At 48.4% G+C, this 21,727-nt stretch carries 21 protein-coding genes and 1 pseudogene; 9 read left to right on the top strand and 13 right to left on the bottom strand.

Annotated elements, in window-relative coordinates; translation table 11 throughout:
• Positions 1 to 51 precede the first annotated feature (51 nt).
• From ntrB to D082_RS14870, 5 genes and pseudogenes are all read left to right on the top strand, one after another.
• Positions 52 to 882 carry a nitrate ABC transporter permease gene (ntrB, locus tag D082_RS14890; protein WP_028948330.1) on the top strand — a complete coding sequence of 277 codons (831 nt, stop codon included), beginning with the start codon at positions 52 to 54 and terminating at the stop codon, positions 880 to 882.
• An 89-nt stretch (positions 883 to 971) separates the two neighbouring features.
• Positions 972 to 2,981: a nitrate ABC transporter ATP-binding protein gene (locus D082_RS14885; RefSeq protein ID WP_028948331.1), complete on the top strand. Its 2,010-nt coding sequence runs from the start codon at positions 972 to 974 to the stop codon at positions 2,979 to 2,981.
• A 54-nt stretch (positions 2,982 to 3,035) separates the two neighbouring features.
• Positions 3,036 to 3,860: pseudogene (locus D082_RS14880) on the top strand (ABC transporter ATP-binding protein); the annotation flags it as partial.
• A gap of 263 nt (positions 3,861 to 4,123) precedes the next feature.
• On the top strand, positions 4,124 to 4,393 hold the full coding sequence (locus D082_RS14875) for a DUF1830 domain-containing protein (protein ID WP_038531095.1): 270 nt from the start codon (positions 4,124 to 4,126) through the stop codon (positions 4,391 to 4,393).
• A gap of 44 nt (positions 4,394 to 4,437) precedes the next feature.
• Positions 4,438 to 6,582 carry a molybdopterin oxidoreductase family protein gene (locus D082_RS14870; RefSeq protein WP_028948333.1) on the top strand — a complete coding sequence of 715 codons (2,145 nt, stop codon included), beginning with the start codon at positions 4,438 to 4,440 and terminating at the stop codon, positions 6,580 to 6,582.
• A 424-nt stretch (positions 6,583 to 7,006) separates the two neighbouring features.
• On the opposite strand, the gene cysS is transcribed toward D082_RS14870, so the two are convergent.
• From cysS to D082_RS14810, 12 genes are all read right to left on the bottom strand, one after another.
• Positions 7,007 to 8,455, bottom strand: a complete 1,449-nt coding sequence (gene cysS, locus D082_RS14865; RefSeq protein WP_028948334.1) for a cysteine--tRNA ligase — start codon at positions 8,453 to 8,455, stop codon at positions 7,007 to 7,009.
• Positions 8,456 to 8,592: 137 nt separating this feature from the next.
• Positions 8,593 to 8,853, bottom strand: coding sequence for a DUF1816 domain-containing protein (locus tag D082_RS14860; protein ID WP_028948335.1), 261 nt, complete (start codon positions 8,851 to 8,853; stop codon positions 8,593 to 8,595).
• 132 nt (positions 8,854 to 8,985) lie between these two features.
• Complete coding sequence (gene rlmB, locus D082_RS14855) at positions 8,986 to 10,143, bottom strand: 23S rRNA (guanosine(2251)-2'-O)-methyltransferase RlmB (RefSeq protein WP_028948336.1); 1,158 nt, start codon at positions 10,141 to 10,143, stop codon at positions 8,986 to 8,988.
• A gap of 12 nt (positions 10,144 to 10,155) precedes the next feature.
• Entirely contained in the window at positions 10,156 to 10,587 is a 432-nt protein-coding gene (locus D082_RS14850; RefSeq protein WP_028948337.1) for a Mini-ribonuclease 3, read from the bottom strand.
• 72 nt (positions 10,588 to 10,659) lie between these two features.
• On the bottom strand, positions 10,660 to 11,061 hold the full coding sequence (locus tag D082_RS14845) for an STAS domain-containing protein (protein ID WP_028948338.1): 402 nt from the start codon (positions 11,059 to 11,061) through the stop codon (positions 10,660 to 10,662).
• Between the two features lie 62 nt (positions 11,062 to 11,123).
• Positions 11,124 to 11,858 carry a sucrose-phosphate phosphatase gene (locus D082_RS14840; protein WP_028948339.1) on the bottom strand — a complete coding sequence of 245 codons (735 nt, stop codon included), beginning with the start codon at positions 11,856 to 11,858 and terminating at the stop codon, positions 11,124 to 11,126.
• 68 nt (positions 11,859 to 11,926) lie between these two features.
• On the bottom strand, positions 11,927 to 12,970 hold the full coding sequence (gene fbp / locus D082_RS14835) for a class 1 fructose-bisphosphatase (protein ID WP_028948340.1): 1,044 nt from the start codon (positions 12,968 to 12,970) through the stop codon (positions 11,927 to 11,929).
• An 83-nt stretch (positions 12,971 to 13,053) separates the two neighbouring features.
• Positions 13,054 to 13,746, bottom strand: a complete 693-nt coding sequence (gene ispD / locus D082_RS14830; RefSeq protein WP_028948341.1) for a 2-C-methyl-D-erythritol 4-phosphate cytidylyltransferase — start codon at positions 13,744 to 13,746, stop codon at positions 13,054 to 13,056.
• Positions 13,747 to 13,928: 182 nt separating this feature from the next.
• Entirely contained in the window at positions 13,929 to 14,753 is an 825-nt protein-coding gene (locus D082_RS14825) for a TlyA family RNA methyltransferase (protein WP_038531087.1), read from the bottom strand.
• Positions 14,753 to 15,613, bottom strand: coding sequence for a branched-chain amino acid ABC transporter permease (locus D082_RS14820; protein ID WP_028948343.1), 861 nt, complete (start codon positions 15,611 to 15,613; stop codon positions 14,753 to 14,755). The genes D082_RS14825 and D082_RS14820 overlap by 1 nt, the downstream gene beginning before the upstream one ends.
• A gap of 179 nt (positions 15,614 to 15,792) precedes the next feature.
• Positions 15,793 to 16,008 (bottom strand): sulfur carrier protein ThiS, encoded by a 216-nt coding sequence (gene thiS, locus D082_RS14815; protein WP_028948344.1) that lies wholly within the window; start codon positions 16,006 to 16,008, stop codon positions 15,793 to 15,795.
• 36 nt (positions 16,009 to 16,044) lie between these two features.
• The gene (locus D082_RS14810) at positions 16,045 to 17,241 is read right to left on the bottom strand and encodes a saccharopine dehydrogenase family protein (protein WP_028948345.1); all 1,197 of its coding nucleotides are present in this window, start codon (positions 17,239 to 17,241) and stop codon (positions 16,045 to 16,047) included.
• A 27-nt stretch (positions 17,242 to 17,268) separates the two neighbouring features.
• Here D082_RS14810 and D082_RS18640 point away from each other — a divergent pair, with 27 nt between their 5' ends.
• On the top strand, positions 17,269 to 17,427 hold the full coding sequence (locus D082_RS18640) for a hypothetical protein (protein WP_158506522.1): 159 nt from the start codon (positions 17,269 to 17,271) through the stop codon (positions 17,425 to 17,427).
• Here D082_RS18640 and D082_RS14805 read toward each other — a convergent pair.
• Complete coding sequence (locus D082_RS14805) at positions 17,384 to 18,187, bottom strand: alpha/beta fold hydrolase (protein WP_028948346.1); 804 nt, start codon at positions 18,185 to 18,187, stop codon at positions 17,384 to 17,386. The two genes, D082_RS18640 and D082_RS14805, sit on opposite strands and share 44 nt — an antisense overlap.
• 56 nt (positions 18,188 to 18,243) lie before the next feature.
• Here D082_RS14805 and sixA point away from each other — a divergent pair, with 56 nt between their 5' ends.
• From sixA to D082_RS14790, 3 genes are all read left to right on the top strand, one after another.
• On the top strand, positions 18,244 to 18,738 hold the full coding sequence (sixA, locus tag D082_RS14800) for a phosphohistidine phosphatase SixA (RefSeq protein ID WP_028948347.1): 495 nt from the start codon (positions 18,244 to 18,246) through the stop codon (positions 18,736 to 18,738).
• A 166-nt stretch (positions 18,739 to 18,904) separates the two neighbouring features.
• Positions 18,905 to 20,098 carry a citrate synthase gene (locus D082_RS14795; RefSeq protein ID WP_193386667.1) on the top strand — a complete coding sequence of 398 codons (1,194 nt, stop codon included), beginning with the start codon at positions 18,905 to 18,907 and terminating at the stop codon, positions 20,096 to 20,098.
• 122 nt (positions 20,099 to 20,220) lie between these two features.
• On the top strand, positions 20,221 to 21,390 hold the full coding sequence (locus D082_RS14790) for a pyridoxal phosphate-dependent aminotransferase (RefSeq protein WP_028948349.1): 1,170 nt from the start codon (positions 20,221 to 20,223) through the stop codon (positions 21,388 to 21,390).
• Positions 21,391 to 21,727 lie beyond the last annotated feature (337 nt).

Below are 21,727 nucleotides of genomic sequence, written 5' to 3'. Positions count from 1 at the left end.
AATCCCTGAAAATCTAATTTTTCTTATTTTTTCTATTACCGAGCTAAATTTATGGCTAACATCGCAGTTAATCGACGCAGTTCCCGGACCAATGTATTTCGCTTTTTAGCCTATTCTAAAAAACTTACCCGTCCATTAATTGCCCTGATTATTTTTTTGGTGATTTGGCAAATTATCTGCTCTGGCCCCAACCCCAATTTACCTAGTCCGATCACCGTTTTCCAAGAAACCTGGGACCCTCTGATTATTAATCCCTTTTTTGATAATGGGGGCACCGATAAAGGTTTGGGCTTACAAATTTTTGCCAGTTTAACTAGGGTGGCAGTGGGCTTTACTTTAGCCGCAGTGGTAGGTATTGCTTTAGGTATTTTAGTGGGCACTAGCAAGGTAATGTACGACGCCCTAGACCCAATTTTTCAAGTGCTGAGAACTATTCCTCCCCTAGCTTGGTTGCCCATTGCTCTGGCGGCGTTACGGGAAAGTGAACCTTCGGCAATTTTCGTAATTTTTATCACTGCTATTTGGCCAATTATTATCAATACAACGGTGGGGGTGCAGCAAGTTCCCCAGGATTACCGTAACGTTTCCCGGGTTTTACAGTTATCAAAATTAGAGTATTTTTTCAACATTCTTTTTCCTGCTTCTGTGCCCTATATTTTCACCGGGTTACGCATTGGCATCGGCTTGTCTTGGTTAGCCATTGTGGCGGCGGAAATGCTTGTGGGGGGCGTGGGCATTGGCTTCTTTATCTGGGATGCCTATAACAGTTCCAACACCAGTGAAATTATTTTGGCCCTGTTCTATGTTGGTATTGTTGGTTTGCTGCTAGATCGTTTTGTCAGTTTTATTGCCAGCTTAATGGTGCCGGAAGAACAAAAATAGTTGGCATTAGGTTTTATCTTCCATATGTCCCCCAGTTGACTTTAGATACCGCAGTTTTGATTAATAATTAACCTCCATTCTTGAGTGCCATGTCTGCCTTCATTGAAATTGACCACGTTGACCGGATTTTTCCCCTGCCCAATGGCGATCGTTATATTGCTTTAAAAAATATTGAGCTAAAAATTAAATCGGGGGAATTCATTTCCCTCATTGGCCATTCCGGTTGCGGTAAATCAACTCTGTTAAATATGGTATCGGGTTTAGATAAACCGACCTTTGGCGGGGTAATTATGGAAGGCCGGGAAATTGTGGGCCCCGGCCCAGAAAGAATGGTGGTTTTTCAAAATTATTCTTTGTTGCCTTGGTTAACGGTGCGGCAAAATATCGCCTTAGCGGTGAATCGGGTTTTGCGGAATCTATCCAAACCGGAGCGGGAAAAAATTATTGATGACAATATTGCCTTGGTGGGATTGCAACGGGCCATGCATAAGCGGCCAGGGGAACTATCCGGAGGCATGAAACAACGGGTGGCGATCGCCAGGGCATTATCGATCCGTCCTAAGGTTTTATTATTAGATGAACCGTTTGGGGCTTTGGATGCTCTAACCCGGGGTAATCTCCAGGAACGGTTAATGGAAATTGTCCAGGAAAGTGGCGTAACTTGCATTATGGTTACCCATGATGTGGACGAAGCGTTATTACTTTCTGACCGAGTAGTGATGTTAACCACAGGGCCCGAAGCCCACATTGGGCAAATTTTGGAAGTGCCCATCCCCCGACCCCGCCACCGTTTAGAAGTGGTGAACCATCCCAGTTATTACGCCTTGCGGGGGGAAATGGTTTATTTTCTAAACCAACAGAAAAGGGTTAAAAAAGTTGGTCTGGCCGCCCCATCAACGGCGGTTATTACTGGCAATGGACTGGAAAAGATCAACCTCGACTTGGGTTTTATTCCCCTCACCGATTGTGCCCCGTTAGTGGTAGCCAAAGAAAAAGGTTTCTTCCAAAAACATGGTTTAGAGCAGGTTAATCTAGTACGGGAACCCAGTTGGCAGGCGATCGCCGATGGCATTCGGGAAAGACGGTTAGATGGAGCACAAATGGTGGCAGGCATGCCCCTAGCTTTAACCTTGGGCATGGGGGGAAAAACTCCTTTACCTATGATTACTGCCATGGTGATGAGTCGCAACGGCAACGTTATTACCCTCGATAAAAAGTTTGCTGCAGCTGGTGTTAAAACCCTCGAAGATTTACGGCTAAAACTATCAGAAACCCCCGATCAAGTTGCTACCTTAGGCATGGTTCACCCCGCATCCATGCAAAATTTATTACTGCGTTATTGGCTGGCTTCTGGCGGTATTGATCCCGATCAAGACATTAATCTAATGCGCCTACCACCTCCCCAAATGGTAGCTAATTTAGAGGCTGGTAATATCGACGGTTTTTGTGTGGGAGAACCATGGAATTCCTATGCCGTCAAACAGGATTTAGGCTATGTTATTACCACGGATTTAGACATTTGGAATGGTCATCCGGAAAAGGTTTTGGGAGTACGGGAAGAATGGGTTAATAAATATCCAGCTACCCATTTAGCCCTTGTCAAAGCTCTGTTGGAAGCCTGTGAATATTGTGACGATCGCCGTCATCGCCAAGAAATTTTAGATTATCTGGCCTTGCCCCAATATGTCGGCACCTCCACAGAATATATCAGTCCAGGATTTTTGACTGAATATGATCAAGGGAATGGTAAAGAAGCGGAAATATTGCTGGATTTCAATCAATTTTATGTCAAGCAATCTAACTATCCCTCCCGCAGTGAAGGGTTATGGATCCTGACTCAGTTAGCCCGTTGGGGTTACATTGATTTTCCTAAAAACTGGGTGGAGATTATTGAGAGGGTTCGCCGTCCTGACCTGTTTGGGGAAGCTTGTCGCCATTTAGGTTGGCCCGATTTAGAAGGCGATCACCATAATGTTTCCCTGTTTGATGGCATGGTCTTCACCCCCAATGATCCCCTCGGCTACATTAAACGTTTCACCATTCATCGGGATATTCAAGTAACAGAAATTCTCATTGACCAAATTGATCAAGTTAATTAGTAAATCAATTTTTGACCCCATTTCTAACCTTTGAATATCTATTTTCTAAATGCCATGCAAACAATGAATGCCAACGAATCCATATTCACTCAGGAAACCACTGCTTTTTTAGCCATTGACAATGTTACGAAAGTTTATCCCACTCCCCAGGGGCCCTATACGGTTTTAGACGGGGTCAATCTAGAAGTAAAAGAAGGAGAATTTATTTGTATCATTGGTCATTCTGGCTGTGGTAAATCTACCCTCTTAAATATGGTGTCGGGCTTTAATCAACCCACCCAGGGCACAGTTAAGCTTAAAAATAAAGTTATTACTGCTCCGGGCCCTGACCGAATGATGGTTTTCCAAAATTACTGCTTGTTGCCTTGGAAATCTGCCTATGACAATGTTTTTCTTGCGGTGGAATCGGTTTATCCAGATAAGTCCAAAGCGGAAAAAGGAGAGTTAGTTAAACATTACTTAGAAATGGTGGGCTTGACGGAAGCGGCCCAGAAAAAACCCGGGCAAATTTCTGGGGGTATGAAACAACGGGTAGCGATCGCCAGGGCTTTAGCTATTTCTCCAGAAGTGTTGATCCTGGACGAACCCTTTGGGGCTTTGGATGCCATTACTAAGGAGGAATTACAAGAGGAGCTATTAAAAATTTGGCGAGAAAATAATCTGACTGTGTTGATGATTACCCACGACATTGATGAAGCTTTATTCCTTGCTGATCGCCTGGTAATGATGACCAATGGCCCCAGCGCAAAAATTGGTGAAATTTTAGATATCCCCTTTGATCGTCCCCGCAACCGCAGTCAAATTACCGATGACCCTAAATATTATCAACTGCGGAATTATGCCCTTGATTTTCTCTTTCACCGTTATGCCCACGATGAAGATGATGAAATGAAAGAAGACCAGCCCAACCCTGGTTTGCTCATCAAAAAAATTGTGGCCGGGGTAACTTGTGTAGCGGCGATCGCCTTAGTGGGCATTGGCTTAGTGCAAACTTTTAGTTCCAAGGGAGATAGTGGCCCCGCCCCCGCAGTGGAATCCATGGAAGGGTATTAAATTATTTGGATTAGCTGAATTTTTGTTGTTGTCACCATTGACCACCAGTAATTTTCCCAGCCGTAGGTTTACGATTAATTTCTAAGATAATGTCAACCATTAACAACTTTAATCATCCCCTCTCGCCCCCTAACAACTCGACCCATGCCAGTGATAATCGGCTTTGCTACTATCGCAATAGTGGTAATAACCTACAGCAAATCATCATCAATGGCACTTGGAAAAAGGAAAAACTAATTTTCCCCGGAGAACGATTATTGTTTTGGGCTAGCCCCCAGGATGAATTAACTGTTAAAGTTTTTCAATCCGATCAAATATCGACCAATCATATTAACTGTATTCATCTTTTGGTTAATTAGTGGTCAACTAATCACATCCGCTTCAATCAACTGCCGATATTTTAATGGATTCCTCAGCTATTCTTCCCACCATCAGAACCCTTTGTCCCTACTGTGGGGTTGGTTGTGGTTTGGAGGCTGTTGCTAGTCCCCAAAAGTCGGCAGTTAACTCCGGCGGTGGCCATAAAATTAGAGGCGATCGCCAGCATCCTTCTAGCCAGGGCATGGTCTGTGTAAAGGGGGCTACCGTGTTGGAAGCAATGGATAAACAGCGGCTAATGCATCCAATGTTTCGGCCAAGTTTGGACCAGCCATTTCGACCGATCAGCTGGGAAATAGCCTTGCAGATTGTAGTTGATAAAATCCAACAAGTTAGTCAAACCTTAGGCGTAAACAGCTTATGTATGTACGCCTCCGGACAAATGCAAACCGAGGATTATTATGTTGCCCAAAAGCTATTTAAAGGCTGTTTAGGAACCAATAATTTTGACACTAACTCCCGCCTTTGTATGTCTTCGGCCGTATCCGCCTATGGCCTAAGCTTCGGTTCTGACGGTCCTCCTTGCTGTTATGAAGATTTAGAGTTGACCGATTGTGCTTTTCTGATTGGCACTAATACTGCCGATTGTCATCCGATTGTTTTTAATCGTTTACGTAAACATCATAAGCAAAATCCCCACGTTAAATTAATTGTGGTGGATCCCCGCCGTACCGCCACCGCTGAAGTGGCAGATTTACATTTAGCCATCAATCCGGGCAGTGATATTGAGCTACTCCATGGCATCGCCTATTTACTAAAAAAAAGGAATTTAATTGATCAAGAATTTATTAACAATCACACCCAAGATTTTGAGCAATATTGTCAAGTTATTAGCCAATACACCCCAGAAAAAGTAACCCAAACCTGTGGCATTACCCTGGAGCAATTGGAAACTGTGGTGAACTACTGGGGCAATGCTAGGGCCGTGCTCTCCCTCTGGTCCATGGGAATAAATCAGTCTTCCCAGGGTACGGCTAAGGGTCGTTGTCTAATTAACCTACATTTACTCACTGGTCAGATTGGCAAACCCGGCAGTGGACCTTTTTCTTTAACAGGACAACCCAACGCTATGGGGGGTAGGGAAGCCGGGGGCTTATCCCACTTATTGCCGGGCTATCGCTCGATTAAAAATGCTCAACACCGCCAGGAAGTGGAACAATTTTGGCAAATTCCCCCCGGTCGTATTGATGCTCAACCGGGTTTATCCGCCTGGGAAATGTTCATGGGTTTAGAACGCCAAGAGGTTGGTTTGTTCTGGATTGTGGCCACTAATCCAGCGGTCAGCATGCCGGACTTAGAAAGGGTTAAAAATGCCCTCCGGCGATCGCCATTTACGATTCATCAAGATGCTTACTTTCCAACGGAAACAGCGGAATATGCTCATTTATTACTACCAGCGGCCCAATGGAGTGAAAAAACCGGCACTATGACTAATTCCGAGCGTGTAGTTACCCTATCCACCGCTTTTCGTTCTCCCCCGGGAGAAGCCAGGGCAGATTGGCAAATTTTCGCAGAGGTGGGCCGCAGATTAGGCTTTGCAGAGCAGTTTAAGTTTACCAATTCAGCGGCGGTGCATTGGGAATATGTGCAATTAACCGCTGGTAGATTGTGTGATCAATCGGGCATTAGTTACAGAGCTTTGGAAAGATTTGGTCCCCTACAATGGCCCCGTCCTAGTGCTGAGCATGAAAAAGAAATTTTAAGCCCCAAAAGACTATACACTGACCATAAATTTTGCACAGAAACTGGTCGAGCAAACTTTTGTTTAGACCATGGCCAAGGTTTAGCGGAACCAGTGGATCCCAATTATCCTTTTGTCCTTACCAACGGTCGCCTTTATGGTCACTGGCATACCCAAACCCGCACTGGCCATATTGCCAAAATCAAAAAAATGCACCCTAAACCGATCCTGGAAATGCATCCTAGGGACGCAGAAAAGTTGGGTATTAAAAGCCAAGATCTAGTCTTAATTAAATCTCGACGGGGTTCTGCCCAACTAGAAGTTTTGGTGACTAAGGCCATTGCTCCCGGTACAGTTTTTATGCCTATGCATTGGGGGTTTTTGTGGCAGGAAAATGCAGAAGTCAATAGTTTGACCCATCCCATTGCTTGCCCGATTTCTAAACAGCCTGAACTAAAAGCCTGCGCTGTTAATGTCACACCAATTTAATCAAACAATGTTTAAAATTTATTCTGACAAATATTGACATCGTCGAGGGAAAACTTTTTCTGACAATTTGGTTTCTCCCATGGCTAAATCTCTAGCATTCTAGTCGTTTCTAGTAAGACTGAGGCAGTCAAATTCACCAAAAAGCTTGTCAATAAAGACTTAAGCGGTCTCGAAATTATTTGAAATGAATATATCCTTATACAGTTCACTATAAGTATCTACATATCGTACTATCTTTTTTGCTTCTCTTGTTTCTGTCATTTTCTCTCCGGGCTTTTCAGCCTTTTTCTTTCATTCTAATTCCCCCTCTCTAACGGAATAGGGATAAAATTGAAAATGTCCTAAGCAGCCCACTTTTTGCCATGGAAAAATTTTTGCAGTTTTTTAAGGAGAATATGGTCCAGTGATACCTGCTGAGGATCAACTAACGGAACCATACTGTTACGCCGCCGGGCTTGTCCACTAAGGTTATCCCCGCTTCTTGCAGTAAATCCCTCAGGCGATCGCCTTCAGCCCAGTTTTTGTCTTTCCGAGCTTGGGTGCGTTGGGTCACCAGTTGTTCAATTTCTGTGTCGGTTAAACCAGCATTTGTGGCAGATGGGGAATCTAGATTAGCGCGTAAACCCAAAATTTCCGCCAGACTAACCAACGTAGTCCATTGGGTTTTTAATAAATCTGGATCGGCCTGGGTTATCCCCTCAAACTTTAACTTATTGCCCTCGGAACGCAGATGTTTAGCCAATTCGAACAGTACTGCCAAACCACCAGCAAAATTGAAATCGTCATCCACTGCCTGTTGGAATGCCTCTGTCCATTGATTGGCGTTGGGGCCGATGGGCGCGAAATCTTCTAAATCCCAGCCAAAATCCTTGCTATGGTCATGACCAAATTTCAATCCTTCGGTTAACGTTTGCCAACCATTGGTGGCGGCGGCGATCGCCGTATCGGTGAAATCCAAGGGTTTGCGGTAATGGCCTTGGAGGACAAGCAAACGAATGGCCATGGAGTCAACGGTTTTTAGTAAAGCCCGGATGGTGGTGAAATTCCCCAGGGATTTGGACATCTTCTCCCCATCCACCTTGACCATGCCGTTATGGAGCCAATATTGGGCCAGGGGTTGCCCTGTCACCGCCTCTGATTGGGCAATTTCATTTTCATGGTGGGGAAAAATTAAGTCATTGCCCCCCACATGGAGATCAATGGTTTCCCCTAAAAATTCCCTCACCATAGCGGAACATTCGATGTGCCAGCCCGGCCGCCCTTTGCCCCAGGGGGATTCCCAGGCCGGTTCCCCCGGTTTAGCGCTTTTCCACAGGGCAAAATCAAAGGGGTCTTGTTTGTGGGCACCATCGGCATCCGCCACCCGGCCACTGGCCCCCGCCTGTAAATCTTCTAACCTACGCCCGGACAATTTACCATAACCAGCAAAATTACGCACTGAATAGTAGACATCTCCGGCGGCAGGATAGGCATAACCTTTAGCTTCCAACTCCGCAATTAGCCGTCTAATGCCATCTAGGGTGTGGGTGGCCCGGGGATAGAGATCCGCCGGTTGGACCCCCAAAGCTTCCATATCTTCAAAGTAGGCAGCAATAAATTTTTCTGACACTGCTTCCATGGTGGAACCCTCGTCCATTGCCCGTTTGAGGATTTTGTCGTCAATGTCGGTGAAGTTTTGTACATAACGGACTTCGTAGCCCGACCATTCTAAATAACGGCGCACCAGGTCCCAGGTAATGCAGGTGCGAGCATGGCCCAGATGGCAATAGTCATAGACCGTGATGCCGCAACAGTACATGGTCACCAGGCCAGGGCGGAGGGATTGGAGGGTTTGTTTGGCTCGGGTGAGGGAGTCGTACAGGCGCAGGGTCATGGGCGGGGAAAGCAAAAATCGTTGATAGTCTTTCCATTATTCTCCATCAAGGCATAGCCTAGGCCCAAAGGTGATCACCAAGGATTGGACTAGGCGGAGACAATTGGGCCGTAGTGGAGATGGACGAGATCTCTGTCCTAGGGGGAAAGTAGGGGCATTAATTCTTCCCCTTCATCAAAAATAGTTAGGCGGGCCGGCTTGCACTGCTTAATGGTCACCTGGATATCTTGGGCTCCTTCCCCCTGTAAATCCTCTAGATAACCTAATTGGGCCCTCTCCGCACTACTGCGGCGGGCAAAGGGGCCAAAGTAATAGGTACAGCGAGGAGCACCGGTGCTAATCACAACCCAGTGAGCCATGCCCAGCAGGGACAAAACACGGATCCACAGTTCTTTCATAGGACTTCGGATAAGGATGGAGACAACATAAGAGGTTTTAGTTGCTGTCATTCTAGCTTTCAAACCCGCAATATTTTGTTACATTGCCGGCAGAATGGCAATTAGATCGCCTCTTTTGTCCTTTTGCCCTAGTTAGTCTACTGAAATTCCTGGTAACTCCAATGTCGAATCCGAAGCAGTGGTCAAGGTAGGACGATCAAAGCCCCGTTGCCGAAAGATTTCATAGAGGCTGATAGCCGCTGCCACAGAAGCGTTAAGGCTGGGAGTTTTACCGCTTAGGGGGATGGTAATGAGATGATCACAGTGTTTTTGGGTCAGCAAGCTTAATCCCTCTCCTTCGGAGCCAATTACTAACCCCATGGGTTCCCGTAAATCCGTTTGGTGCAGGGCGGTTTGTTTTCCTGCCACGGTGCCATAAATCCAAAAGCCTGATTCTTTCAGGGTCTCTAATGCTCGACTGAGATTGACCACCCTGGCCACGGGAAAATGTTCCAAAGCTCCGGCGGCCACTTTCATTACCGTCGAGGTGATGCCTGCCACCCGTCGTTGGGGCAGTACCATGCCCTGGGCCCCAAACGCTTCAGCGGTGCGGATGATGGCCCCCAGGTTATGGGGATCGGTAATGCTGTCGATGATGATCAAAACTGGAGCGGTGCTTTGGCTTTTAGCTTTATCAATCAGATCCCCCAATTCCCAATAGTGATAGGGAGCCACTTGGGCGGCGATGCCTTGGTGATTGGCATTATGGGTGATTTGATTCAGGCGGAAATTATCGACTTCGTCCACCACTGTCCCGTTAGCTTTAGCGGCCTGGATTTTAGTGCGATAACGGATGTCGTGGCGGAGGTGAGAAGTAATCCAAATGCGATTCAATTGGCGATCGCCGTCTAGGGCTGCTAGGACAGCATGGTGGCCGTAGAGTAAATCTAAGGCTTCCTGGGCTTGCTCGGAGTCCATCGGCGGGGGGGCAGCGGGGAAAGTTTTACCAAATGGAGGCTTCTGGCCCGATCGCCGGGGTTTGTCTTCACCGTAGCGGGGTTTATCCCTATCTTTAAACCGGTCTTTAAAGTTGCTGGGCTTATCCCCAGCCCGTCGGGGCCGGTCTTCATGGGGGCGGGGGCGGGGCTTATCCTGGAAGCGATCAGATTTTTCTTTAAAATCCTGGGGCTGGTCATCTTTAAAGCGGGGTTTATCACCGGCCCGCTTCGGCTTCGGCTTATGCTCCCCATAGCGGGGCTTGTCCCCACGGGTGGAACGGGGAGAAAATTTCTTCTTGGGCATTTCAGTCATGACTTTGGGGGGCTAACGTGGGGCTGCGTCTGGCAGTTCAATTAAGGCTAATAGTTCATCCAGGCGGTGGACATCCCTGAGATATAAATAACCCAAAAGAGTTTCTAGACCACTGGCGGCCTGGTAAAGTTCTGGGTTGGCCCGGCGGGAAGTCGATGTGGCGGCATTGCGACCCCGACGCACCCATTCCTTTTCCGGATCAGTTAGTTGGGGAGACAGGATGGCTAATATTTGGGCCTGTTGCTCAGCTCGCACCTGGGCCACCACCCGACGGTGAAAATCCCCTATACGGCGGGGAGGAAACAGATAACGGCAACGGACATAAAGTTCAAAAACGGCATCCCCCAGGTAAGCTAGGGCCACGGGGGAGAGAGACTGCACTGGTAAATCAGAGGTGGTGGAAAGCAAGGATTGCCAAAGGGGATGGTCATTAAACCGGGTCATGGCACGTCCCCATTGCAGTCAAGGCCGAACAACAATGACAGGGTTTGGCTATGCCCAGGCAAGGGGCCATCATTATTCCGCATCAGCGGCGGCGATCGCCTCGGCCAGGGAATTGTGGAGGTGGAGAAATTTTTCCAGACGCACCAGTTTTACCGTTTGGGTAACCCTAGGATTGGTGACAATCTGCACGCTCCCCTGTTTATTTTGGGAAAGTTTGGTTACCTGTACCAATGCCCCCAAGCCGGAGCTATCAATGAAATCAATGGTGGACAAGTCTAGTACCACATGGGAGGGGCCCGCCTCGATATGGTCACTAACTACCTTACGGAAGGTAGGCTCGGAAAATGCGTCCAACAGGCCTGTCAGACGGAATATTTGTAGCTTTTCCTTGACTTCCAACGTCCCGCGTAAACTGACCGTCAAGTTTAGTGGCTCAGCAATAACGCCCTCCTCGGTTTTGCACCCTGTACTCAAAATTGAACAATGTCAAATTGTAGCTTACTTTGTTTACCCATTCGGAAATGTTAACTAACGTGTCAACTAAAAAAATCGAAATGGGCGATCGCCTCTAGGATAGCGCCAGCGTAGCTCGATTGGGCCCAATAATGCCTAGGTTCCCGCCGTTGCTCATACCACTGCACCAATTCCGGTTGGGCGTTGCGGACAATCACTCCTCGGGAAGGGGTGGCAAACAGGCTGATATCGTTGCCGGAATCTCCACACACAAGGGTTTGAAACGGCTCCATGGCCAAATGTTGTTGCAGATACTGGGTAGCATTGCCCTTATTACTGCGTTGGGGTAACAAATCCACATCCTTACCACTGCTGAAAATAACCTGCACTGGAATGCCAGTCTCCGCCAAAGTTTCGGTTAATTGTTCAATGACGGTGGGGCAAGCCTGGGGATCAAGGTGATAGCTAATTTTCCAAGGGTTTTGTTCTAAGGGAGATTGGGGTTTCAATGCCTCAAAACCATCGGCGATCACCTGGAGGGTATCCCGTTGCCAATGCTCAGAAAGGTAATCAGCCCAATGCTGGTCTAAGCCTTCCGGATGGTAAATTTCACTCCCCACCGCGGTGAGCCAATAGTCCGGTTCCATTAGTCCCACCTGTTTTTGTAGTTCCCGAGCGGAATGGTAGGAACGCCCCGTAGCATAGGCCAGATAAAAATCTCCCCGGCGATCGCCTAGGTATTGTTGCAACTGTTCCAGGGCTTGTTGATCTCCGACCCAGGTATTGTCCAGGTCAGAAATTAGCAATAACTGTCGCATAAAGCTACTTAAATTAACTGAGCAACAAGTAGAAAGATCTTCTTTGAACTGTTTCGTAGTAGCGGAAACTAACTACTTTGCCGTTGTTTGTGGTCACTGATGAAGGATTCCACCAACTTGACGTCTTCCCCGCTGCCGATAATAACGGGGGTACGCTGATGTAATTTAGACGGAATCAAATCCAGCAAACGATGTTGACCATCACTGGCCCGTCCACCGGCCTGTTCCACCAAAAAGGCCAGCGGCGCGGTTTCATAGAGCAAACGTAGTTTCCCGTCAGGATTTTTTTCCGTACCTGGGTAAAGAAACACTCCCCCTTGCATCAAAATCCGGTGAATGTCCCCCACCAGAGCACCGCTATAACGGGCAGTGTAACCTTCGTGGCGATGGACATAGCGGGTGTAGTCCCTCAGGGCTTCATCCCATTGCCAAAAGTTACCTTCATTGGTGCTGTAAATGGGGCCGTGGTCGGGAATACGGATATTTTCCTGGGCTAGGATAAACTCTCCCAAACTGGGATCAAGGATAAAGCTATGCACCCCGGAGCCGAGGGAATAAACCAACATCGTGGAAGGGCCGTAGAGGATATAGCCGGCGGCAATTTGTTGGTCTCCGTTGGCCAATAAATCCGACGCACTGCCGTCCAGGTCATCCCCCTGTTGTTGACGGATAGCAAAAATAGAACCCACATTGAGGTTAATGTCTACGTTGGAGGAACCGTCAATGGGGTCGTAGAGCAGGGTATAACGACCAATGGGGCAATTTTCGGGGATATAGTAGGGTTTTTCCATTTCTTCGGAAGCTAAGCGACAAACCAAGCCGCTTTGCTTAAAGACAGAAATAAAAACATCGTTGGCAAATACGTCCATTTTTTTCACCGATTCCCCCTGGACGTTGGTTTCCCCGGTGAAGCCCAACACATCGGCCATTAACCCCGCTCGACTGAGGCGACGGGCAATTAATTTTCCGGCCAGGGCAATGCGATTCATGATGGCACTCAAGTCCTGGGCATCGGCGCCAAAACTATTGAGTTCCTGGAGGACGTGGCGTGAAAGGGTGGTGCAATCCCGGTCTAGTAAAGAGTTAGGAATATTAATCTCGCTAACGGTCATGGATGAAAGTCTCCTTGGATTGCTAGGCTCAAAGTCCCTTCCATCCTAACTTGATCTTTCCGAACCCCGAAATTTCCCTATTTTCAGGCAGATTTTGCCAACCTTTGCCCCAAAATAAATTCAGCGATCGCCAAATCCACGGGGGTGGTGATTTTCAAATTGGTGTCTTCCCCTTGGAGAATTTTTACGGGCTGGCCACATTTTTCCAGCAGGGCCGCATCGTCCGTCACTTCCCAACCTTCCTGTTTACCTTTTTCATGGCAGGCTTTGAGCAGGGCCACGTCAAAACCCTGGGGCGTTTGGGCTCCCCATAATCCCTGGCGATCGGGGGTGTCAATGATCCAACCAGCGGAGTCCACTATTTTGATGGTGTCCTTCACCGGCATGGCGGCAATTAGCCCTTGGCAATGCTGGAGGGCTTCTGTGCAACGATCAAACAAATCCGGCGTAGCCAAACAACGGGCACCGTCGTGGATTAACACAAATTTCGCTGACTGGGGTAAGGCTTGGATGCCGTTAAAAACCGATTGCTGCCGGGTATCTCCCCCGACAATTAACTGCACTGGTTTAGAGCTATGGAGAGGAGTTAATAGAGTTTCAAAGGCTGGAAAATCGTAGGTTTGCCCTATTATGCCAATCCATTCGATGGACTGGGATGTCAAAGCCGCTTGTACTGTCCAACTCAATAGCGGTTGCCCCAGAACATTTAAAAGCAACTTATTTTGGCTACTCCCCATGCGCTTGCCGGAACCCGCCGCCGGAATTAGTAAATGCATTTACCCAATTGTCAACTCCGTTTACACTCTCGACCTCAAATCTTACTATGTTTGCTTGACTCCACCATTAGCCCTGTTTAAACGGGTTTCGATTTGCCTTTCGTTCTCCCACATATCTCAGACTGAGATCTCAATCTAGTTATCCTTTCCGGTAAGAGACTAGGAAAGATTTGAATCCCCTCTCAAGTCTTGAAAGAATCCATTGCCTGCTGGGTAATTTCTCCCAACTGAGCTAGCGTTGGAGCAGAAGTGTTAACAGCCGCTTGACTAAGCCAGAGTAAGTATTCCACATTGCCCGCTGGCCCGGTGATTGGGGAAAAGGTTAATCCCTGGAATTGCCACCCCAAAGGCTGGGCCGATCGCCACACTTGGTCAATGGCCTCTGCCTGGGCCTGGGCATCCCGCACCACTCCCTTTTTGCCAATTTTTTCCCTACCCACTTCAAATTGCGGTTTAACCAATAAGACCACTTCCCGGGGAGGGGCGAGGAGAGACCAGAGGGGAGCCATCACTTTGGTAAGGGAAATAAAAGACAAATCCATCACTCCCAAGTCCGGCCAGGGCTGGTCTCCATACAAATCCTGGGGTGTGAGGTAACGAAAATTAGCCCGCTCCCGCAAAATCACCCGGTCATCCTGGCGCAATTTCCAAGCCACCTGGCCGTAACCCACATCGACTCCGTAAACTTTCGTAGCTCCCCTTTGTAATAAACAGTCGGTAAAACCACCGGTGGAAATTCCTCCATCCAAACAAATGCGGCCGGTCACATCAAGGGCAAATTCTGTTAGGGCTTTGGCCAATTTTTCTCCCCCCCGGGAAACATAGGGAGGCTTTTGGGCTAGTTCCACCGCCGCATCCAGAGCTACGAGGGTACCGGGTTTATCCACCAACTGTTGATTGATTTTTACTTCTCCCGCCCGGATCAACCGTTGGGCCAGGGCCCGGGACTCGCACAGACCCCTTGCCACCAACAGAGCATCTAACCTTTGTTTGCCCACACTGGTCATCACTGGGTGCCTTTAAACAAACCTTGGGGACGGATAAACAAAATGATGATCATCAACAACAAGGCCACCCCCATTTTGTAACTAGTGCCAAACCACGGCACGCTCACTTCCTGGGCTACGCCGATAACTAGTCCCCCGGCGATCGCCCCGTAGGGATTACCAATGCCCCCCAGGATTACCGAGGCAAACATGGGCAAAATCAAAAACCAGCCCATATTCGGTTTCAGAGTGGTCATTAGGCCATACATGGAGCCCCCCAGGGCGGTTAGTACGGCGGTCATTACCCAGGTCCACATCACCACCCATTCCACGTTAATGCCGGAAACCTTGGCCAGATCCACGTTGTCCGCCACTGCCCGCATTGCCTTACCCACTTTGGTTTTTTGCAAGATCAGGTGCAACACCACCATGGCGGCGATCGCCAGGACAATGACTAGCAGACGGTAATACTCAAATTTAATACCCATAAAATCCTGGGCAGGGACAATGGGCACTCGGTAATTTTGATTATTGCCACCCCAGACTAAAAGAATACCGTTACGGAGAAATAGAGCCAGACCAATGGAAATGATAATCAAAGTGGTGGCCGTGGCCCGCCTAGCCCGCATAGGTTTCCAGAGTAACCATTCACTGAGAAACATGGCAATGATGGTGCCGCCACAACCCAGGGCCATGGATAACCACAAATTAACTCCACTGGTGTTGGCCCACCACGTTAGATAGGCGGCCAAAGTCATAAAATCACCATGGGCAAAATTAGACAGCCGCAAAATGCCATAGGTGAGGGTCAAACCCACAGACCCCAGGGCAATAATACTACCCACCGCAATGCCATTAAAGATTAACTGTGATAAATCCATGCCTTCCCAACGTCAGACCAAGGGCAATGTTGCCGTAAGCTACCCTACTTTAGGGGATTTTTGCCCAATTTTGTCATCTTACCTATTACCCATGGCTCCGTTGATTTACCAGCCATCTGCCATGGGTCTGGGGGAAATCCCCACCCTTTGGGGCGCGGGGAACAAGTCACAGTCAAACGCTAGCCTCCCCCCACAATGGTAACCACTTCCAGACGATCGCCAGTTTGTAGTTGAGTTTCTGGCCAAAACTGGCGATGGAGAATTTCGCCGTTATATTCCACTGCAATTAAACGGAGGTTAAAACCCTGGCTTTGCAAAAAATCGGGCAATGTGATCGGGCCAGAAGCGACTTGGCGATCGCCGTTGACCAAGAGGGTAATGGGGTCGGAAGTCATCAAAAATTGAGTTAAAAACTAATCAAATCACTAATACTAATCATCAAAGGGAAAAGGGCCATTGACCACTTCGTGCCAGGGCAAACCCATTTCCCCCAATTTAGCAAGGAAAGGATCGGGGTCCATTTCTTCCACATTGAACACTCCCGCTTGCTTCCATTTACCCTGTACCATCATCAACCCCCCTAAAGCGGCGGGTACCCCGGTGGTATAGGAAATGGCTTGGGAACCCACTTCCGCAAAACAGACAGCGTGATCGCAGTTGTTGTAAATGTAATAGGTTTTGCTTTGACCATCTTTAACCCCTTTGATGTGGCAACCAATGGAGGTTTGCCCGGAATAGTTTTCCGCTAGGGAAGCGGGCTCCGGTAACACAGCTTTCAGGAACTGCAACGGCACAATTTTTTGCCCCTGGTATTCCACCTCGTCAATGCGGGTCATGCCCACCGCCTCCAGTACCCGTAGATGGGTGATGTAAGCCTCGGAAAAGGTCATCCAAAAGCGAGCCCGTTTTAAAGTAGGAATATTTTTTACTAGGGATTCCAATTCTTCGTGGTAGAGCAGGTACGAAGGGCGATCGCCGATGTGGGGATAGTTAATATCCCGATGGACAGAAAGGGGATCAATTTCCTTCCAGATTCCATCTTCGTAATAGCGACCCTTTTGGGTAATTTCCCGAATATTAATCTCTGGGTTGAAGTTGGTGGCAAAGGCCTGGCCGTGGTTGCCCGCATTGCAGTCCACAATGTCCAAGTAATGAATTTCGTCAAAATGGTGCTTGAGGGCATGGGCGGTAAAAATGCCCGTTACCCCTGGGTCGAAGCCACAACCCAACAGGGCCATTAACCCTGCTTCCTTGAATTTGTCGTGGTAAGCCCACTGCCAGCTATATTCAAACTTGGCCACGTCGGGGGGTTCATAGTTGGCCGTATCGAGGTAATCCACCCCCGCCTCAAGGCAGGCATCCATCAGCACTAAATCCTGGTAGGGCAGAGCCACGTTAATCAGCAAATCTGCCCCGAATTCCCGGAGTAATTTAACCGTATCGGCAACTTGAAAAGCATCTAACGCCGCCGTTTTTACCTTGGGGGAACCAATGTGGGCCGCAATTTGGTCGCATTTAGCCACAGTGCGACTGGCTAAAAGAATATCTGTGAAATCTTCCAAAGCGGCACATTTATGGGCCACCACACTGCCTACACCCCCCGCGCCAACAATCATGACCTTAGCCATAGAAAACCCTCCAGTGGGAAAAAGAAGATGGAAACCCAACTAGGACAACAACTGCCCCATCAAGCCAACTTAATTTTGCCCAACTTTGGCCACCCTGGGGCGCTTCTCGCCTTGAAGACCGAGAAAATTTTGGTGATAACCGTTAGAAAAATCCATGCTCCTTTAAATAACTGGCGATCGCCTTGATAATTTCGGACGGGTTAGCTAGGTGGGGAAAATGGCCCGGGGTATCAATCCAATAAAGCTCACTATTTTTCATCGTCCGATAGAGATAGGCTCCCACTGAAGGTGGCACAAATATATCTTCCTGGGGCTGAACAATTAGGGTAGGCAGTTCCACTTTGGCCACTTCTTGGCGGTAATCGGACATGATAATTAGGCTAAACACCACCAGGCCGATGTCCGGGCGCAACTGGAAAAGACAACTGGAAAATTCCTCCACCAATTCCGGTTTACTGGGGTCATTAACCGCTGCCGGGGCATAGGTACGAATCCATTCAGCATAGTTATGGCTCATTTCATTGAGAATTTTGCCAATTTTTTCCTGGCTAAACCCTCCCCTATAGTCACCATCATCCCGATAGCGGGGGGAACCACAGATGAATACTATGCCTTTGAACAAATCCGGATCCCGTAAGCTTGCCAGGGCTCCAATCATGCAGCTGGCGGAATGGGCAATGAGAATCCCCCCCTGCACCCCGGTTAGGGAGCCCACCTCCATTAAATCGTCGGCATAATCCTGGAGAGAATCATAGTTTTGAATATCAAAATCTTTGCTATTGGCGGGTTTACTGCCAGGAAAGTCAAATAAAACAATGCGATAATTTTCTTCGAAGGCCGGATAAACAGAACGCCAAGCTGTCTGTTCACTCCCAAAACCATGGGCAAATACTAGGGTTTCCTTGGAGTTAACATTGCCCAATACTTGGATGTTGTATTTTTCCATATTCCAACTTTTGCCGGCTTGTACTGCTCAATTCTTCCATTCTATCGGTCATCTCCATGGAACTTTACCTCATTCGTCACGGCATCGCCCAGGAACAGTCCCCGGATATCCCCGACGGCGATCGCCAACTGACTAAAAAAGGTAAAGATAAAACTGAACGGGTGGCCCAGCGCCTCCAGGCGATCGGAGTGGAATTTGACCTCATCCTCACCAGTCCCCTAGTGCGGGCCCAACAAACAGCCCAAATCTTGATGGATAGGGGTCTTTCTCCCCATTTGGAAATCTTTGCCCCCCTAGCTCCGGAGGAAGACATTGCCACTGGGATTGTCCAGCTAACCCAGGCATATCAGCATCGTAGTCATCGTTGCCTGGCCCTAGTGGGGCATCAACCGGATTTGGCCAACTGGGCCGAATATCTCATTTTTGGTAGCCCCCAGGGCAAATTAATTGTCAAAAAAGCTGGCATTATCGGTTTAACCTTGCCTCCATGGGACTTTCAGCCCGGTCAGGGGGAATTATTTTTACTCATTTCCCCCCGTTGGTTAATCTGAAATGAAAAGTTGGGCCCATTTTCTTTTGCTAACTTAAGGCAGAGGGGAAATTTCCAGAATTCCTTCAGATTCTTTAATATAAGTAGGGGGGAGCTGGCTGGCCTGGCCCAGCGGAAATTTTGTTAGTCCGAATTTTAAGCAACAGTAGTGGCATTGTCCGTTATAGGTGAACTATATGATGACTGATAGCGAAGTATTTAAAGAAGGCCTAGCCGGAGTCCCCGCCGCTAAATCCAGGGTGAGCCATGTGGACGGCACCGACGGTATTTTGGAGTACCGGGGCATCCGCATCGAAGAATTAGCCAAATCCAGTAGTTTCATCGAAGTAGCTTATCTACTCATCTGGGGGAAATTACCCACCCAGTCGGAATTAGAGGAATTCGAGTACGAAATTCGTACCCATCGACGCATTAAATATCACATCCGGGACATGATGAAATGTTTTCCCGAAACAGGGCACCCCATGGATGCTTTACAAACTTCAGCGGCGGCGTTGGGACTGTTCTATGCCCGTCGGGCCTTGGATGATCCCAACTATATCCGAGCGGCGGTGGTGCGTCTGTTGGCCAAGATTCCCACTATGGTGGCGGCATTCCATATGATCCGGGAGGGCAACGATCCAATTCAGCCCAACGATAAATTGGACTATGCTTCCAACTTCCTTTATATGTTGACGGAGAAGGAGCCAGACCCCTTTGCGGCGAAGGTATTTGACGTGTGTTTGACTCTCCACGCTGAGCACACCATGAATGCTTCTACTTTTTCGGCCCGGGTGACCGCTTCCACTCTGACGGATCCCTATGCTGTCATCGCTTCGGCGGTGGGTACATTGGCGGGGCCTCTCCATGGGGGAGCCAATGAAGAAGTGTTGAATATGCTCGAAGAAATTGGCTCCGTGGAAAATGTCCGGCCCTATGTGGAAAAATGTTTGGCTAATAAGCAACGGATCATGGGCTTTGGGCACCGGGTCTATAAAGTCAAGGACCCCCGAGCAATTATCCTGCAGGATTTAGCGGAGCAGTTATTCGCCAAAATGGGCCACGACGAGTATTACGAAATAGCGGTGGAGTTGGAAAAAGTTGTGGAAGAATATGTAGGGCAAAAGGGTATTTACCCCAATGTAGACTTCTATTCCGGCTTAGTTTATCGCAAACTGAATATCCCTGCTGACCTGTTCACCCCCCTATTTGCGATCGCCAGGGTGGCGGGGTGGTTAGCCCATTGGAAGGAGCAATTGTCGGTGAACAAAATTTACCGTCCGACCCAAATTTATGTCGGTGACCACAATTTATCTTATGTTCCCATGACAGAACGGGTGGTTTCCGTGGCCCGCAATGAAGACCCCAATGCGATTATTTAAACTGTGCTTAATCGTGTTTAGCTAAATCGTTTCAATTCCGGTTCCTTTACTGGGGTTGAGATTCTCTGTCCGACTAGCCCTAGCCGTTTTTTGCTGTTGTTTACCCCAGGGATGTTTTGATTATGCAACTAACCCAGCGTGTTAGCCAAGTTGTACCCTCCATCACCCTTGAAATTACGGCAAAGGCCAAGGCAATGCGGGCCGAGGGCATTGATGTGCTTAGTTTCACCGCTGGGGAACCGGATTTTGCTACCCCTGCCCATATTGTGGAGGCGGCTAAGCTGGCCCTGGATGAGGGGAAAACCCGTTACGGCCCGGCCGCTGGGGAACCCGCCCTCCGTCAGGCGATCGCCAAAAAGTTACGGGAAAAGAATAATTTGCCCTACGAGGCGGCCAATGTTTTGGTCACCAACGGGGGTAAACATTCCTTGTTTAATTTGATGCTGGCTGTGATTGAGCAGGGGGATGAGGTAATTATTCCGGCTCCCTATTGGCTTAGCTATCCGGAAATGGTGCGCCTAGCGGAAGGAACCCCAGTCATTGTCAACACCACAGCGGCAACGGATTACAAAATCACCCCGGAACAACTACGGCAGGCCATCACCCCCAAAACCAAGCTTTTTGTCCTCAATTCCCCTTCCAACCCCACCGGGGCGGTGTATACCCCTGACGAAATTCGGGCTTTGGCGGCGGTAATCCTGGAGTACGACCATTTGTATGTGGTCTCCGATGAAATCTATGAACGTATTCTCTACGACGACATAGAACACCTCAGCATTGGCGCTGTGAATGACGAAATTTTCCAGCGCACCATCATCAGTAATGGTTTTGCCAAAAGTTATTCCATGACCGGTTGGCGGGTGGGTTACCTAGCGGGGGAACTACCCTTGATCAAGGCCTGTAGCACCATCCAAGGCCATAGCACCTCCAACGTTTGCACCTTTGCCCAGTATGGGGCGATCGCCGCCCTGGAAAATCCCCAAACCTGTGTGGAAACCATGGTCAAAGCCTTTACCGAAAGACGGCAGGTGATGGTGGAGGGGATTAATCAAATTGCGGGACTGAGTTGTCCCAACCCCAAAGGGGCATTTTACGTTTTTGTGGACATTGCCAAGACTGGGCTTAATTCCCTGGAATTTAGCGCCCAGTTACTGGAATCCCAACAGGTGGCGGTGATTCCGGGAGTTGCCTTTGGGGCTGATGAGTGCGTGCGTTTCTCTTATGCCACCGATATGGACACCATTAAACGGGGTTTGGCTAAATTGGGAGAATTTGTCGATACCTTGGTGTGATTGCCCCTGAAATTTTGCTTGCTAAAGATATTTACCCACGGCCAGACAGTCCTTTTAACTGATAAGAGCGGGAATTCCCCTTCCTCGGACGCAGGTTTATGGCGATGAGCAGGAAGGGGATGAAGGCCAGTCTGACTTTGAACAGTCTTGAGCGCGTCTCCCTAAGCGAAAACCAAGCTAAACGGGCAGTGTTGCAAGAAAAAGTTTGTGGCCTTCGGAACGAGGGTTTTCCGCCTATCGCCAGAATGTAAGACTTTCTGTTTTTCGGAATGGAGAGCAGTTCTTTGGGCAGGAAGCTCCTTCCTCGCTTTAGCACGGAGGAGTATAGTCAATCAAA

Source organism: Synechocystis sp. PCC 6714, assembly GCF_000478825.2.
Lineage (GTDB): Bacteria > Cyanobacteriota > Cyanobacteriia > Cyanobacteriales > Microcystaceae > Synechocystis.
Note: the sequence above shows the minus strand (reverse complement) of the source record. Positions and strands in the feature narration are given on the sequence as shown.